This window comes from Sphingobacterium kitahiroshimense, assembly GCF_025961315.1.
Classification (GTDB): Bacteria; Bacteroidota; Bacteroidia; order Sphingobacteriales; family Sphingobacteriaceae; genus Sphingobacterium; species Sphingobacterium anhuiense.
The window spans coordinates 3,953,106-3,969,957 of the sequence record NZ_JAOQNK010000001.1 but is presented as its reverse complement, the minus strand read 5'-3'; the positions used below and the strand labels follow the sequence as shown (position 1 = coordinate 3,969,957).

The 16,852-nt window shown below is 39.8% G+C and carries 12 protein-coding genes; 10 read left to right on the top strand and 2 right to left on the bottom strand.

What is annotated here, in order from left to right:
* The first annotated feature begins 1 nt into the window (after position 1).
* Together M2265_RS17575 and M2265_RS17570 are read left to right on the top strand one after the other, a co-directional pair.
* Positions 2–1,243, top strand: coding sequence for a DUF4998 domain-containing protein (locus M2265_RS17575; RefSeq protein ID WP_132769669.1), 1,242 nt, complete (start codon positions 2–4; stop codon positions 1,241–1,243).
* An 11-nt stretch (positions 1,244–1,254) separates the two neighbouring features.
* Complete coding sequence (locus M2265_RS17570) at positions 1,255–2,487, top strand: hypothetical protein (RefSeq protein WP_132769671.1); 1,233 nt, start codon at positions 1,255–1,257, stop codon at positions 2,485–2,487.
* A 982-nt stretch (positions 2,488–3,469) separates the two neighbouring features.
* Here the strand turns inward: M2265_RS17570 and M2265_RS17565 are convergent.
* Entirely contained in the window at positions 3,470–3,664 is a 195-nt protein-coding gene (locus tag M2265_RS17565) for a hypothetical protein (RefSeq protein ID WP_132769672.1), read from the bottom strand.
* Positions 3,665–3,682: 18 nt separating this feature from the next.
* A complete protein-coding gene (locus M2265_RS17560) occupies positions 3,683–3,931 on the bottom strand; it encodes a hypothetical protein (protein ID WP_132769674.1) in 249 nt (82 codons plus the stop codon).
* A gap of 454 nt (positions 3,932–4,385) precedes the next feature.
* On the opposite strand from M2265_RS17560, the gene M2265_RS17555 reads away from it, so the two are divergent.
* The 8 genes from M2265_RS17555 (at position 4,386) to M2265_RS17520 (ending at position 16,837) form a co-directional block, all read left to right on the top strand.
* Positions 4,386–4,571, top strand: a complete 186-nt coding sequence (locus M2265_RS17555) for a hypothetical protein (protein WP_132769676.1) — start codon at positions 4,386–4,388, stop codon at positions 4,569–4,571.
* A 24-nt stretch (positions 4,572–4,595) separates the two neighbouring features.
* Entirely contained in the window at positions 4,596–6,311 is a 1,716-nt protein-coding gene (locus tag M2265_RS17550; protein ID WP_132769678.1) for a hypothetical protein, read from the top strand.
* 763 nt (positions 6,312–7,074) lie between these two features.
* Positions 7,075–9,813, top strand: a complete 2,739-nt coding sequence (locus M2265_RS17545) for a carboxypeptidase-like regulatory domain-containing protein (protein ID WP_165905874.1) — start codon at positions 7,075–7,077, stop codon at positions 9,811–9,813.
* 236 nt (positions 9,814–10,049) lie between these two features.
* On the top strand, positions 10,050–11,186 hold the full coding sequence (locus tag M2265_RS17540; RefSeq protein WP_165905875.1) for a DUF4876 domain-containing protein: 1,137 nt from the start codon (positions 10,050–10,052) through the stop codon (positions 11,184–11,186).
* A 47-nt stretch (positions 11,187–11,233) separates the two neighbouring features.
* Positions 11,234–12,763: a DUF6850 family outer membrane beta-barrel protein gene (locus tag M2265_RS17535; RefSeq protein ID WP_264599358.1), complete on the top strand. Its 1,530-nt coding sequence runs from the start codon at positions 11,234–11,236 to the stop codon at positions 12,761–12,763.
* Positions 12,764–12,774: 11 nt separating this feature from the next.
* Complete coding sequence (locus M2265_RS17530; RefSeq protein ID WP_132769685.1) at positions 12,775–13,893, top strand: cytochrome-c peroxidase; 1,119 nt, start codon at positions 12,775–12,777, stop codon at positions 13,891–13,893.
* A gap of 1,116 nt (positions 13,894–15,009) precedes the next feature.
* Positions 15,010–15,666, top strand: a complete 657-nt coding sequence (locus M2265_RS17525) for a hypothetical protein (RefSeq protein WP_132769687.1) — start codon at positions 15,010–15,012, stop codon at positions 15,664–15,666.
* 202 nt (positions 15,667–15,868) lie between these two features.
* On the top strand, positions 15,869–16,837 hold the full coding sequence (locus M2265_RS17520) for a hypothetical protein (RefSeq protein WP_132769689.1): 969 nt from the start codon (positions 15,869–15,871) through the stop codon (positions 16,835–16,837).
* Positions 16,838–16,852 lie beyond the last annotated feature (15 nt).

Below are 16,852 nucleotides of genomic sequence, written 5' to 3'. Positions count from 1 at the left end.
TATGAAAACACAACTCATTAAAATAATAGGTAAGAGCATGTTGCTTGGCGTCGCGCTACTTCATCTTTTCAGCTGCTCAAAAAGTGATGATTATAAAAAATATCTACAAGATGGAGAAAAAAGCTATACTGGAAAAATAGATTCGATAAAAGTTTATTCTGGAAAAGAAAGAGTATATATCACCGGTCTATTTATGGCTGATCCGAAAATCGAACGATTAAAAGTCTATTGGGACAATCGACAGGACTCCGCCGAGCTTAATATCAATAGAACGCCAGGAGTGGATACGTTAAAGTTATCTCTACCCATCCGAGAAGGGGTACATAATTTTGAATTTATCACTTTTGATGGACAAGGAAACAAATCACTCAGCGTTTTTAAAACAGGAATTTCCTATGGCGAAAGGTATGGATCTGGCTTACTCAATCGCCCTTACTACACGACAGGATATTTTGCTGGCGATCAAAACACCACCATTACTTGGGGCGGTATCGATTTGACCAGTGGAGCAACATTTACAGAAGTCGAGTACACCAATACTGCAGGAAAGCTGGTCATACAACGTGATTCGATCCATATCAGTGAAAGCATATTAAAAAACTATCTTCCTGGAAAACCATACCGTTATCGTACCCTGTTTATCCCCGATACCTTAAGTGTCGATACATTTTACACGAACTATGTCACAGAGATATTGCCCAAAGAGATTTACTTCAAAAATATGAATTTCCCGTTCCAAACTTCTGCCATGGCAGGCAGCAGATGGGGAACTCCAGCAGATTGGCAATTGAATGATGCCGCAAAAAACTTTAAACATACCGACAATAACTTCTATGGTGGAATAGAGATCCGCTCCAACCAGGCCTGTTTATCGTTCGAAGCAGGATGGTGGCAGTGGGCTACACCATCGCCAAACTTAGCTCCGATTGTCAATGGAAAAATGTATCAAACAACCAACCTTCAACCTGGAAAATATCGGTTTACCATTACTAAACTGGACAAAGGAGCTGCCGGAACAGTCCATTTAGTTGCTGCTAAGGGAACCCAATTACCTGACCAGGCTAATTTAGCAGCTGCAAGTTTAGCTTATAAAGTTATTTCAGGAACCGAGGCCATACTGGAATTTAATTTATCTGAAGCAAGTGCCGTCACCATCGGACTGTTGGGTAACATGCCTGGAACAGCGAGTGATGGATCATATATCAAGATCACAGGTAATATGACTTTTGAAGTTTTACCATAAAAAAAGAAAACATGAAAAAAAGATATTTCTATCTGCTTATGCTCGGCTTAACTGTGCAGGCATGCGCCAAATCAACATCAGATCTGGTACCCGTAAAGCCAATCGAAAATCCAGAAGGAATTGCGCTTCCTGGTTTAGGACAATTAGCATTTTCCAATATCACCACTTCGGGAGCAATGGTTAAAGGAATGGTGACCAATAAAGGCGGTGCACTAGTCACCAATCGAGGTATTTGTTGGAGCACAAGTCCCAATCCCACGATTGAAAACAATCCGCACGAAGCTACGGTAAGTAAAGGATCAGGAGAATTTAGCGTTCAGCTCAATTCCCTCGTGCAGTCTACAACCTATTACATCAGACCTTATGCCAAAAACAAAGGTGGGGTAGCATACGGAGATCAGGTTACTTTAAAAACGGCAGATATACAATCCGTCAATTTTGCCCAAACACCGATGTTTATTATCGGTTCATCACGAGCGTATTACGATGTAGAAATCTTGAATAGCGGTGGTGGAGCAGTCACGGAGCGCGGCGTTTGTTGGGGCACAGAAGAAAATCCAACAATCACGCAAAACAAGGTTGCACATGGAGCAAACGGTATTGGCAAATTTCGAATCGGATTAACAAATTTAACTCCACTGATGAACTACCATCTTCGCGCATATGCTATCAATGAAACCGGGGTGAGCTACGGAACCAATATTGCCTTTCGAACAATTAAGAAAGGTAACGTCACGTATACATTCAACAAAGCAAGTAGCCCTACAGCGGAAGAGCTTGCCGCTTACTCACGCCTGCAAGTAGCAATTGACAGTGCCGTATGGTATGCGAATCAATATACATCAGCGACTAAGCATGTATACCTTAATTATGTACCTGGAGTTGCTACCGCTGATGCGAATAATGAAGGATGGATGCGATTTGGAACAAATACTTCTTACCAAAATATCCGGACGATGCTACATGAAATGAACCATACATTTGGAACAGGCACAACAAGCTGGTGGTCACAGCAAGCAATAAGTGCTGGAAAATATCAATTTACCAATGGAAACAACATGTTAAAATTGATCAATTCAGATCAAAATGCGGTGATAAGTGGCGATAGCCAGCATTGGTGGCCATATGGTCTGAATCAAAATTCAGAAGTCAGTTCAAGTTGGGACTATGTGTACAACTGTCTGCTTATTGAAGCGATGCGTAAAGATGGGATGACGAGCCATAGCGGAAGTTATACACCATAATTATTGTTTAAAGTTTTAAATCAACAATAAAATTAATTAAAGATCTTAAAGCCTCAATCTTCGGATTGGGGCTTTAATTATAATTTAAGTTCGAGTCTAAAAGTCTTTTCTCAAAAATAAGTTCCTGTTCATCTCCCATATATGCTGCCTTAGCTAAAAAATAATCGTCCCTGGAATAACTCTGTCATTTTTTTCTTACCTACAAACCATTTTGTCATCAAAAAATCTAAAAATAACATCTTTCTTACCATATATTTAATTCCCTTCCTATTTTTGAATCTATTTTCCTACTAAAATTAAAATAATAAACATCTATACCATAAATAGAAATACTTGTCAAAACAACAGAGGCGCAAACTATTGTAGCAACACTACCAACATACATACAATCTAAAAACAGCATTTTCTATTCAAATTAACTATCAATATGCTGACCTATATCACTGTCTGTCTTAGCTAAAGATATCGTATTTAATATAAAAATCCTGCTACAATACCAGAACCAACTCCTGTCACTGCCAAGCCTGACATTGTTAAATACAAAAAATTGGAAGTGGTATTACCATTTTGATACATAACTCCTATTGAGAGTGCCCCCCTTATCCACACCTATTTGCCGTAAGTCCGACAAAAAACATGAAACTCTTACGCGATAACAATCCGCGGTTCCTTATCCTCATAGATCTATACACCCGTAAGTCCTAAAATCTCTATAGCATCCTTTAACCCCTCGGAACCATACATTTGGCATTGAAAAAGAAGAAATGTAGACCAGTTCTCTGATGAATTTATGTTTGAATTATTAGAAAAGGAATTTGAACATTTGAGATCACAAATTGTGACCTCAAAATAAGATAATAGAGGTGGAAATCTCTATTATTTTCAATATGTTCAAAGAACAAAAATTCTCAATGAGGATTGAAATCCTTACTATAAAAGACTTTCTGATGACCGCACACATACAATGTAAGCGACTTAGGCCCTATAAAAGCTGATCTAGATCTATCCTGATCTCCAGGGGTAACATCAGATATACCGAGTTTTTTAAATTCTCTCTTTTAGGAACTCTCTCTCTAAAAATATTGCTAAATCCTTCATGGAGCCATTTTCCGTCATCTTCCAAATATGTGCTATATTTATTATCTAAAATTTCAATTATGTCTTTGCTATTTTTCATTTGTTCAGTTATTTATTTTTATTGATTCTCCTCTATATTTCCTGAGTCGTTTGTAGCCCTAGTTTGTGTCTTAGAATTGTTCAATTGTAACATCCCCTCCTTTTCATCTCGGATATTTTTTAGACATTTAATAATAGTGGAGGCTGCAACTTCATATTTCTCTACAGCCTCATTTAACAATAAGTAACCATTTATTATATCTGAAATTGCAGATTGTAGCCGAGCTTTATTCGACACTCTCTTTAAATCATTATTATTCCTTTCCATTGTAGTTTATTTTGGTTTACAATTTATTGTAAACTCCTAAATCATGAAATATCCATAACAAAGATGATTCCTTTTACAAAAAAAATGCGCTTTCTTAACATCTCATTGTCGTCCTGTAGAGGCCTCATTACAACATGTAGTTTTCTTTCTACAACATATTGATAAATAAAGCTTAATTATTCATAAAAAATCTGCCTCATTAAATACAAGGGGAAACACACATGTGTAAACATGTAATTTTATTAACCATTTAATATAAAACATATTTAAATACTAAAATATACACAAACAAGTTAACACGTAGCTATTTCACTACATGATGTCAACCCGCCTCTACAAATAAAACATAAACAATTATAATACAGTTCGTTTTACTATTTATGGTTGTAGTATTGCTGTCACAATAGCTACTGTACCAAATAAATTAAGAACATCAAAATTAAAATTTTTAAGTATGAAAAAACAAGAAAAACGCAAACCATATGTCGTGCCACGGGTCGATGCTACGGTTGTTGTATTAGAACAGGGCATTGCCGCAGGATCTGCGTCGGTCAACCCTGGAGACTCGTCCAATCCTTCCAATCCTAAAACTGAAGATTGGTTTGATGGTGGTGGTCAGAACTCGGACTTTGATATTTAATATTCCAGCAAATTAAAAGACAAGATGAAAAGTATAATATCAAATAACATAAGAAGAAACATATCCGGATTGGCTGTATTTTGCTTATTACTCACCAGTTTCACATCCTGCTCTTCGAAAGATGAACAGATGGCTCCAGCTGGAGACGGCGCAGTATTAAAAGTTGGTGTGAAAGGAATAGAAGAAGCAATAGTCGGCGGAATACCTAGTAACTTAAAAATGTCCAATAAAGGAAATAGCGGCATTAATAAGCAATCGTTGGTATCTTTGGGGGGTGTAGACGCATTTGTGGATTTTGGAGAAGGTACGGTCGGTCAGGAAGCTCCATTGGAAGCAAAGACTAGCTCATCCGATACTTTAAGCAAGAAAGCTGCCTCAAGTACAACGAAGGCAGCATCTTCTTCAATGGAAAATAACACTAGATTCCGACTTCTGATCTATGATGCGACTCATACTTTAGTGGTGAATCAAGTTGCTACTTCAGGAGTCGATCCACAAATCAAGGTAGACGCCAATAAGAAATATACTTGGTACGCATTTTCTGTAAATGAAAAGAATGCAAGTGTTCCAGATATTAATGGCGCCGGAGTAATCTCCCGTAGTGGACTAGAAAACAAAGATGTCTTGTATGCTTCAGGCAATGTCAATACTGTAAACGGTGAAAATTATTTGGATATTACATTTAAGCGCATGACTGCTAGAATTCAAGTCAAATTGAATGTTAGAGGGCTTTTTGCCAGAATAGAAAATAGTACAAGCATTTCATTAGTTAAAAGCAGCTCAAATACGACTGTTTTGCAAATGGGTGATTTGAATATGTTAACAGGGCAGTTTAATAATGTGGTGAATGTAGATAAAGCAGTGTTAGCATCGTCAATGGTGGGGGAAAATGGAAATCCTGCCAATACAGTTAAAGTCGCAAGCTTCTTTACATTAAATACGGCAACAATTCCTGCCAATAGCTTCAAGATGAAATTAAACACTTTAAAAGTAACATTAGACGATACACGTGTAAGAACATTTACTCCAGTAACATATACTTATCCAGGAGCTTATAGCCCTACAATAGGCAGCACCTACGGATTGAATATCCGCCTTATTGAATCTCCTGTTAAAGTTAACGGTGTTTTATGGGCACGATCCAATCTGGTGTATAACGCAAATGAGATGGACCGTTATAGATTAAAATCTAATCCAGGGGGGTCAACTCCAGCGACAAAAGATACTGAATTTTGGAATTGGAAGTCCGCTACACCTACTGGGACAGCTAACAGTGTTGACCCTTGTACATCCGTCTATCCAGCAGGCACTTGGCGTATGTCGACAAAGAAAGAGTGGGAGGCCGCAGGACAACCTGATAATAAACAAGAGGTGTTGGGACTATTCTGGGGTGCGCAATATGCTTATAAGTGGAATAGAGATAGTGACTACCCCGCTAATCCTGCTTATGATGACAATGATCTTACGTTATCATTTGGAGGCTACCGTACTAAACCAAACGTAACTGGTGGAGGAACATCAGTAGTGGGAAGTCCAGGTGGTATCGCTTTAGGTGCTTTTGCTTCTGGTGAATGTCATTATTGGACTTCAGACAATAGAGACTCCAATACATCGTATGCTGTGAAGTCTGCCTTCACAAGAGTTGCATGGTTATTTTCTTGGGGAAATGTAACCTACCCTAATAACAATAATGCCGAGGGCAGGAACATCCGCTGTGTAAGACAAATTGTTAATAATTAAATCCATAAAAGCTTTGAATCTATAAGCTTTTGTGGATTGGCAGAAGTCAATATTTTAATTTTGCCCTGAGTTTATTATTTCTCAGGGTAAAATTAGATTGCAAAATCTTCCTGTCTTGTGCTTACGTTAATTTCTAGATCTGTTTGCAAAGGAAACTCGGATTTTTCATTGATTTAACCCTTATTCCATAATCCATTTAGCTTCGACCAAAACGGAGCTGTTCTTCTGACGGCGAGAATAATAAAAAATAACCATGAATCCTCCTCTGGAACATTTTTCCATCTGTATCCCAAATAGTCATTCACAGTTCCATGTTCATCTCCCACAACAACATAATTAATCTGTTTAAATCATATTTAATCCTTTCGTCGAGATTCGACAATAGGGGCTTCCTTCTGCTAAAGGGGCACCAAGAATAGTTGCTGTATCATAATATCCAACGCCCTATAAGAACAAAAGATCCCGCTTCGCAACAAGCATCCTTAGCGAATAAGGCTGTCGCTATATTTCAACTGGATAACTTCTTAAAACTGTAGCAAACAGAACTCCGGTCCAAATCGTCCCCTTGAATCTTTATAGCTAAAATTCAAAAGAAGCTAAATTTAAAAATACGTTTTTTTGCATGCAAAATTTAAAATTACCTTATTCTATATTTAGATTGATTAAAAATAATTTTAAAAACACGTTTTTTTAAGCTAATTTTGGCACCATCTTAATTCAGCTATTATAGCACAAGCTGAATTATGCATTTTTATGCATGCTTATGAAAAAAGAATTAATGGTATCTGTTTTTTGCAGCATGGCTGTTATGGTCAATGCTCAAGAGCGGTTTTATGGAACGGTAAAAGATGAGCAAGGACTACCTTTACCCTTTGCATCGGTCACTTCCCTAACTACTAATATCAGCTACATGACCGATCGTTCGGGAAATTTTGATTTTGACGTTCAAACCCATGATTCCATTCGTATTAAAGTAGCCTATCTTGGAAAACAGACCCTCAATCGCTCCTATACTACAAAACAATCAAAAGAGCGTCAGACTATTGTTCTCCGCGAACTATCTCTGACCTTGGACGAAGTCAATATTTTACCCGATGTAAATAATAATGGTCATTCCAATTCGTCCATTCATATTGACAAGCAGGCGATCGATCAGCTGCAGGCTTTCAGTCTGGTAGACGTCATGAATGCCTTACCCGGAAAAAAAACATTACCTCTAGACCTCAATAGTCTATCGACACTCACCTTACGTGGCGGAGGACTTTCCAATCCTGTGTTTGACTTAAATAATTCACAGGGGATCGCCATTGTCATTGATGATATGCGAATTTCCAATGATGCCAATCTACAGACCAGAGGACTTGCGCGCGGCGGCCTTAATGGGAGTACCCTTACCTCAAATGGGTATCGCGACAGCTATTTTGGCAACCAGAACGCAAAGAGCTACGATACTCCTTTTCAGGGTATAGACTTGCGTGATATACCCGTTAACAATATTGAAAAAATAGAGGTCATTCAAGGTATTGCTCCTGCTCGGTATGGCGAAGTAACCAATGGTGCTGTCATTATAGATCGACAGGCCGGAAAGAGTCCTTATGTTGCCAGTTTTAATATCAATGGAGGCTCTACCAACAGTTCGCTCAGTAAGGGGTTTTTATTATCACCCAAATGGGGAGCACTAAATTCCAGCACCAACTGGACCTACAGTAACGCCGATCCGAAAGATAAAGTCAAGTCTTTTCATCGCTACACACAAAGTTTAATGTGGACCAATGTTTTTGGAAAGATTAAAAATACGCTTTCACTGGATTATTCGGGCCGTAACGACAACAGCCGCCAGGACCCCGATGATGCAACACTCAGAACCTCCAAATTTACCAACAATACATTTTCACTGAACAACCGTATGGGGATCCAAATCGGTAAACAATGGATGAAAAATTTGCAGGTCAACAGCAGTATTTCTTTGGGTAAACAAAAATCTTATGCCAGCTACGCGGTTAACCGAGGTCTTACACCCATTGCCTATTTAGATACCACAGGTATTTATGAAGGTAAGTATGTGTACCTATCAACAATGACGGAAGAATTGATCATCGGAAAGCCCGTTAATGCATCAGTCAACCTTTCTGCAAATGGCTATGTACAGTTAGGGTCTGTTAGTCACAACTTGAGCTATGGTACGCGTTTTAATTATTCGAATAATGGTGGACAAGGTGTAGTTTCTGACCCCGAGCGCCCTAGATTGGTCGGTTACAATCAACAGAATTTGCGCCCCTATTCCTTTGAGCATATTCCATCGGCCAAAAACTGGAGTCTCTACCTCGAAGATCAGTTTGACCTGACATTGGGTCGCCGCATCGTTTCCAACAATCTTGGTGTACGTTATGATGTACAAAATGGCTACGGTACCGTTCAGCCCCGTTTCAATTCGCGACTGCAATGGAACCAGCGATGGACATTTACAGGAGCGCTGGGCATTGCGACCAAAGCACCTTCTCTCGCCCAGTTATATCCCGGACCTACTTTTATTGATTATGACCTGATCACCGCAAGTGCCGGTGGTATTGATCCTTCGTTGTATCTTTTATACACGGATAAAATACAGATCGACAATAGCAGAATCAAACCATCCAAATCATTTCAGGTGGAATTTGGTGTAGAGCGCAAAAGTCTCTGGGTCAATTCATCCATGTATGCGTATTACAAGAAAAACAGTGACGGTTTCTATGCGATGAACAACTTGCGCCGATATGAGCTGCCCCAATATACGGTCTGGTTAAATCAAACAACAAATAAATTCGAATATGCTTCAACAGGAGAAACGCTTGTTACCGGAGGTTTCATTGACCATCAATTGACCAATGGGTTAGCCTCGGAAAGCTACGGTTTTGAATGGTATCTATCTACCCCTAAAATTCCCGTTATAGCAACCTCATTTTCCCTCAATACTTCATACAATTATACAAAAGCGAAAAGTGCGCTTAACGATGCTTTTACTCCCGAAACAAAAACTTATCTGAATGATAACCGCTATATCAAAACGCTCTACTATGAACCATTGCTGCTATCGACAAAATCGTTGATGTCAAAATTGAACACCGTAACACATTTTTCGCGCATTGGATTTGTCATCAACCTTTCTTTGGATATCAATATTATGGGTGAAAACCAGACCCTGAGCAGCCAGGATCCGATAGCCTATCTTGATGACAACATCAGATACTATACCCTCACCGCAGATGAGGCAAAGGGAGCTCCATTCAATACACTTGTCAAACAGACCAAAGACAGTAAAACAGAAAATACACCGTTTGTTTATACGACGATGAATATGGGTTTTGAGAAGGAGATCCGAAAAAACTTCAGGATCAATATGCGCGTCTACAATCTTTTGGACCTGCGGCCATATAGGCTTATCACACTTGATAATGGTGTCGAGCGGATATTCAATCCCAATACTAAACCCAGCTTAACCATAGGAACAACAATAAAATTTTAACAGATAACACAGCTAATAAAATGAACAAAAACCTACTCATCATCGTCATGCTCATCATGAGCATCGTCCTGGGATGTAAAAAGTCTGATGACGACCGCGTACGTCCAGTATCACTCAACCTTACGTTAAAAGCTGCAGAAGGCGACATATCCTTTGATGTCTCAAAAACAGTCGTCAAAATCACTAACCGTACCACAGATGCAGCCTACTCTGCAACGGAATCTTCTACAGGAAAAGTGGTCTTTGCCAGCATAACTCCTGGCTCTTACGATGTATCTGCTGTGCTTGTGGTCAGCGCACAGGAATACACGCAAAAAACAGGAATTTATACGGAAGAAGAGGTGACATTCAACGGCGCTTTAGACCGACTGGACGTCAGTTCAGATACCGAGCAGCAGCTTGACCTCGCCATTGGTAAAGTCGGCAATTGGGTCTTTAAGCAAATCTATTATGCAGGATCAGATGTCGTAAAAGGCGCAACTTTCAGGGATCAATTTTTGGAAATTTACAACAATTCCAATGCCGTAATGTATGCCGACAGCCTTTATATTGGCCAGGTAGAAGGAAAAAACAACAACAATAGCGGACCATATTTTCTCTCGGGCAGCAATCAGTACGACTGGACCCAATCACTTGGCATTACTGTTGGTGCCGGACTGGATGCCAATAAAGACTATGTGTATGCAAATAGCGTATTTATGGTACCAAGTGATGGTACAGGCAAGAAATATCCCGTTCAGCCCGGTCAAAGTATCATTATTGCGGCGACAGCAGTAGATCATACCGCATCTTATGCTGACAACAGCAATACAAATGTAAATATTACCGATCCAAACCTGACCGTCAATCTATCCAAAGCAGACTTCGAGACCAATCTGGTCGCTTATCTGGGTGGCACTCCATACAAATATGATATTGATAACCCCAATGTTCCAAATATGGATGTCACTTACTTTATTTCGGGCAATGAGATGATATTAAAGGCCAACGGACGCGATGCCTTCATCCTATTTAAAGCCAATCAAAATTTACCAGCGGTAAAATCGCTACCTACCGTAGCCACACCTGATCAACGCGAGATTACCGCCGCAACAAAGAAACTACTTCAGATTCCGGTCAGCTATATCGATGATGCTGTAGAGGTCATGCATCCAACAGAAAGTCAGCGTATACCGAAACGTCTACCTGCCGCGCTGGATGCGGTGCGTACTTTTGTACCAGCCGGACAATATTCCAGCCAGTCACTCGTACGTAAAACTTTAAAAACTGTCAATGGTCGCCGTATCTTAAAAGATACCAATAACTCCAGTGAAGACTTTGGTTACCTGAACAAAGCCGACGCATCCAAATCGGGGAGTTCATTTATTGATTAATATTTTAACGCATTGAGACAGCTCCGTCTGTCTCAATAATTTTTACTATGCGATATTTTAGCCTTTTCATCTTGCTCTGTTTTTGTTCTTTGGCACATGCCCAACAGAATTATCATTCAGATTCATTGCTTTGGAGCAAATCCGGCGAACAAAAGATGCAGTATCTTTTTGGTCACAGCGTTTTATTACAGGATACCGCGCGGCAAAATTTTGGAGACGTGACAGTCTATTATGACAGTAGAAATCAGAACTATCGCACCAGTCAGATGGCCCAAAAAACCACTGTAGCGGCGTTTGAGGCCCGAGGAATCAGCTATCTATCGGATAAGATTGTAGTTTCTGGCGCATTTCGTTATGCAAAAACCTGGGAAGATAGCCTTGCTTATTTTTTAGGCGGTCTGGATGACAGCAGCATTCCGGGTTATTTTTATACACCTAAAGCCGGAAAATTTGAACGTCAGACTTACGATGCACAGGCACATCTGGGATACAAAATAGATCAACAATGGCAGGCTGATCTACAGGTCAATTATACCCATCATTGGTCCACGCGCTCGGTTGATCCAAGAATGGAACACTATAGCATGAAATTTTTGCTAAAACCCAGTATTTCGTATGTCACCCGAAGTCAGCAGCATTTTTCTGTTTCCGGTATTTGGGGATACGGCAAGGCGCAGACCGATATCACTTATAAAAACAGTAGGCTGAATAATGGAGCTTTCCTGCCGGAGTATCATCATTTTACAAGTTTTGGCTACGGCTATACCAAACAACTTGATTCTACCTCACTTCGGCAATACGATCAATATCGCGGATTAGAATTAGCTGGTACATGGATCCAACCGAGCTGGACATTGTATTGGTCAGCAGGCTATATAAAGCGTAACAATGAAAACACCAATGATGTCCGTCACATGCAGAATTACCATGTTAAACAAACATTCGACCTGGACCAAATTGACTTAGACTTGCTCTTCACGGACAAGCGGATCAACGGCAACCTGGTACGCTTCAACCTAAAAAGCACAAGCGGTCATGATGGTGTTTATCATAAAGGCAAAAATTACTTCTTAAACCGATGGAACATGGGGTTATTGTACAGTAAAGCATTTGCTTCAGCGTCAACATCGCCCAAAGAGGCTGGAATCTCGGTACAAAGTGCGTACGACAAACGTGACGATGCGCTAACCGAACATCTCGCTGAACACAGCTGGATTGATCTGGCAGTACCCCTATCGTGGTCCAAAATAGGAAAGTCTGCAGACCGCTTTCGACTGCAGTTAACGCCCTCCTACCGATTTGTCTTAACAAATAGCCTCCAAGTTCCAGAGAGCCAGATCAATTCGTACACACGAGGTATTGCTTATCCTGAATTTTATTATTATGATGCCGATATCTTTGCGTTACAGACAAAACTATCCTATCTGACAAGCAAGATATTCAACACAACAAAAACGGCGTTTTTTATCGATCTTCGATTTGAATCTGCCTCCAAATTAAAAACAGTCCTTGAGGAGAGTCAGGCTTTCAGAGGTCAAAATACAAATTGGCGCATGGGTGTCAACTTCTATTTGTAAAAGAGAGAGAAATGAAAAAAAGTATTATAATAAGTCTATTGACATTGGGCGTTGTATTATCCTCCTTTGTATATTCACACCAGGAGGAGCTACGTCAGTCTTACGCACGTCCAGTGCATGAATGGCCTAGTCCGACAATTGATCCAGGCGTAAAGTGGGCTGAATTCAAGTCACTCCCAAAAATTGATTCGAATTATTTTTCATTAATGGAGCGCCCTGATGTCAAACTGGGCAAGTTATTATTTTTTGATCCCATCCTATCAGGGAGCAACCAAATATCATGCAGCAGTTGTCATAATCCGCAAACTTCTTGGGCAGATAAATTGACAGTCTCGATCGGCAATGATCATCTTGAAGGAAAGCGGAACACAATTTCATTATTAAATGTCTATGCCCGTAAGGCGCTATTTTGGGATGGCAGGGCCGGCTCTCTGGAAGAGCAGGCTTTAGGTCCTATTGAGGCTATTCATGAGATGAACATGGATCTCACCCAACTTATCCCCAAACTGAAAGCTATTCCGGCCTACAACAAACTTTTTAAAGCCGCATTTGACGAAGAGGATTATTCGATGCCTGAAGTTTTGAAGGCTCTGGCTGCATTTCAACGTACACTAACCAGCAGAAGAAGCCGTTTTGACGAATTTTTAGATGGGAACTATAAGGTATTGACCGATCAGGAGATTCGTGGGTTGCACCTCTTTCGAACAAAAGCTCGCTGCATGAACTGTCACAGTGGACAGTTTTTTACGGACAACCTATACCACAATATCGGTCTTACTTATTACAAACGGAAATTTGAGGATCTGGGTCGTTATGAAGTCACCAAAGACCCCAACGATATCGGCCGTTTTCAAACCCCTTCGCTTCGTGATATTATGAATACAGATCCGTGGATGCATAATGGATTATTTTGGAACATGACAGGGTTGTTGAATTTGTACAACAGCGGTATGCAGATGAATTCAGCCACTGCTGAGCAAAAAGCGAAAGATCCGCTTTACCCGGTTACTGATCTACTGATGCAACCACTCCAGCTGAGTAAATCAGAAATCAAAGATATTGAAGCTTTTTTACATGCTATTACAGCCACCAGTTATCGTATGCGTCGTCCAGAAAGCCTACCGAGATAAGTGATAGCATCATATTACAGTCGTTTTTTTGATCATTAATAATAAGCTCAGCTTAACAATATGGTATACATTTAAAGAATAGAATTGCAACTGATAGCATCGTAAAATAGCTAAAAAGGACTTCAAAAATTTGAAGTCCTTTTTACTAAAAAAAAACCTTGGCAGGTTAATTTTATCTCACCTCATCACACAAATCTTACTTGATATCCTTTAGAATTTCATCGCTTATTTTTCTATTCATAAGAACCTATTCAAGTCAAACACATCAGCATCTAAAATAAGCGTACTCAAATTAGTTTCTTCCTAATGGAGAAACCGGAAGCTCATTTGTCCAGCAATTTTTCCTTGTATCTTGTATATGTCGAACTTCACCAAAAACAACATTAATGCTTTATTATCTCAAATAAAATTTGTCCAGCTTTTATATTGATAGATGTTTTTTGCCCTTGTTTTGTTTTATTCTTACAGTAGATATACGAGCTATTCTCCGCATCATGTAAATTGATACTGATCATGAAGAATTTTAATAATTAATGATACAAATTGAAAATGTACTGAAACAAATACGTTATAATGATTTTTATAGTTTAATATATCTTTCAAAAAATACGATAAGCCTGTAAAAGGCATATCCCATCGTAGTTAAGAAAACCCTCATATAGACTCAGATGTGCTTTGATCATTGGAGTGGGTATGCTTCTGCTTGTATTGCTAGCTCATTTCGTTTTGCGATGTGTGGATAAACCGATCAGGAAGCGGTTGAGTCAGGGTAAAAATAATCGCATAAGAATTATTGGTTAGTTAATTAAAAATAAACCAAATATGAAAAGAGACTTTTAGATGTACATCTTACCAATATCGAAGGTCTTGGTTTTACAAACTGGAGAAAACTGATGCCCGAATTGAAGAAATTGGGTGTGCAGACATCGACTCACGCATGGGGATCTTTAGTCAAGACATACTAATTAAAATATTTTAAAGTTTTTTAAAGACCTCCAAGCTTTATGGAAATAATTCTAGCAAACGATATCCCATAATGAAAATCCTTGTTTTCGTGGATTGACCAGTAATCACACAGACATTAAATTTGTTAGAGTAAAAGATAAAAACGCACGTATGAAGAAACTGGTGGTTATTTTATATCGAGGATGCCTATTGATGTTAGGACTATGTTTACATCTAAGCTGTGGCAAAGACACAGGTAATGACAGGGATGCGGCTCAAAATGATTTCATCAGCGCCATGCAAGACGAAGCTTACTTGGGCGATGCCAAATCCACCCTGCAGGTTGGGGGAAGCGATGCTTTACCCTCGCTCTCCGGTACTTCTTCCCTAAATGTTGATAAAATATATGGAGATAGTGTTACGGTAGCAGTGATCGTTAATTTACCTAAGGGCGATGGCTTTACACTCGGCATACCCGGAAAACAGCAAGGAAAGAATTGGAATGCCACCTTTAAAGGTGGCACATTTTCCATCAAAGAAAACGGTAAAATGGAAGGTAAAGTTTCCGATGGTAACAAGGAATTTACCTGGGATGGGTATCTTTCTAACGACAGTGCTATTCTAACCATTCGCATGAAATATCTGATTGCAGACGGCAATATACCAGCTTCTTCGATTCTGACGACAAAAATGACTTTAAACAGGGCTCAAAGCGACACACAGGATAATATGACTAACTGCAATAATGTGTTATGGGAGACACGACCGGTATTCAACTTATATAATGGAGGAGTTGATTTAATCCGGGTGCCTATATGCCACTCCTAAATAAATAAGTAAAGCTGAAACCATCATGATTTATTCAAATCAAGTAAAACGAGTTCATGAATATCACTAAAAAAAGAATTGTGCATGAATAATCACATATGGAAATGAGTAAATCTTGGTAGCTATATCACAACTGAAGCCACTGAAGGCAGCATGAATGCCTTGAAGAGAAAATCGACTAATGAATAAAAAAAATAAAAGGATGAAAAAGACAAATTTATTACTGATAGTGGTATATCTGGTGCTGCTAACTGCCTGTTCAAAGGATAATAACGGGCCAGATGGTGGTGACAATGGCTACCCGTCCGCGTTAAAAGGAACAATATATTACGACTGGGCAACCGAGGGAATCCTCAAAGTGAGTTTACCCGATGCGGTGGGATCCACCTTTATTCCCGATAACTCCAAACTCAACAACTTCGACATTTCAAGAGATGGCAGATACAAACTTACGGTCGTGAGTGAGCAAACGTTGGGCAAATACCCCATACGCTTTACCCTAAGTGACATAACGAACGGCAGCATAGTTGAGGAATTTGTATACCAGAGCCCGGGACTGAATGCGTACTGTAAGGGATATCTTTCGCCCGACAATAGTCATATTGTTGTGCTTTCGAACGATAAGGCAGACGGTATCACGATTCTAAAACGAAATGGCGACTTCGTGGTCCGTATTTACAACATCAACGGGGAGGAGCTGGGTTTTAATGACCAGCGTTTATGGCTGCCTGGCAACGCGCTTTTGATAACGCATAACAACTATATCATACGCTTGGCCCCACCCTATACATCCGGAACTTTGCTGAAAGAGATGAAATATGACGACTGGGGCGACGTGGCAGTCAATCCCGCAGGCAACCAACTCGCTGTGCGCATTGCAAACCATGTGTATACCATGGATATGGATGGGACAAACCTGAAAAAGGTGACCACCAGCAATTTTAAAGAATCCGTACCCGAGTTTTCGCCCGATGGAAAACACCTACTCGTAGGCACTGAATACAGGCAGACCGGACCCTTTGGCTGGATGTGGTCGCTAAAGATTATCCCCAATGATGGCAAAGAGTATAATGTGGATCCAATTGCGCCAAACACAACCGGTGTCATACCCGTGGTCCTAAAAGGCAAAGACAGGATTGAAACGGCAGGTGGACAGATGATCTGGCGCTAATGTATAACGTAATGA

Excerpts from the sequence above, each read along its gene's own strand:
- M2265_RS17545 (WP_165905874.1), top strand. The coding sequence starts at position 7,075 with ATGAAAAAAGAATTAATGGTATCTGTTTTTTGCAGCATGGCTGTTATG.
- M2265_RS17550 (WP_132769678.1), top strand. The coding sequence starts at position 4,596 with ATGAAAAGTATAATATCAAATAACATAAGAAGAAACATATCCGGATTG.
- M2265_RS17575 (WP_132769669.1), top strand. The coding sequence starts at position 2 with ATGAAAACACAACTCATTAAAATAATAGGTAAGAGCATGTTGCTTGGC.
- M2265_RS17570 (WP_132769671.1), top strand. The coding sequence starts at position 1,255 with ATGAAAAAAAGATATTTCTATCTGCTTATGCTCGGCTTAACTGTGCAG.
- M2265_RS17555 (WP_132769676.1), top strand. The coding sequence starts at position 4,386 with ATGAAAAAACAAGAAAAACGCAAACCATATGTCGTGCCACGGGTCGAT.
- M2265_RS17565 (WP_132769672.1), bottom strand. The coding sequence starts at position 3,664 with ATGAAAAATAGCAAAGACATAATTGAAATTTTAGATAATAAATATAGC.
- M2265_RS17520 (WP_132769689.1), top strand. The coding sequence starts at position 15,869 with ATGAAAAAGACAAATTTATTACTGATAGTGGTATATCTGGTGCTGCTA.
- M2265_RS17525 (WP_132769687.1), top strand. The coding sequence starts at position 15,010 with ATGAAGAAACTGGTGGTTATTTTATATCGAGGATGCCTATTGATGTTA.
- M2265_RS17535 (WP_264599358.1), top strand. The coding sequence starts at position 11,234 with ATGCGATATTTTAGCCTTTTCATCTTGCTCTGTTTTTGTTCTTTGGCA.
- M2265_RS17530 (WP_132769685.1), top strand. The coding sequence starts at position 12,775 with ATGAAAAAAAGTATTATAATAAGTCTATTGACATTGGGCGTTGTATTA.
- M2265_RS17560 (WP_132769674.1), bottom strand. The coding sequence starts at position 3,931 with ATGGAAAGGAATAATAATGATTTAAAGAGAGTGTCGAATAAAGCTCGG.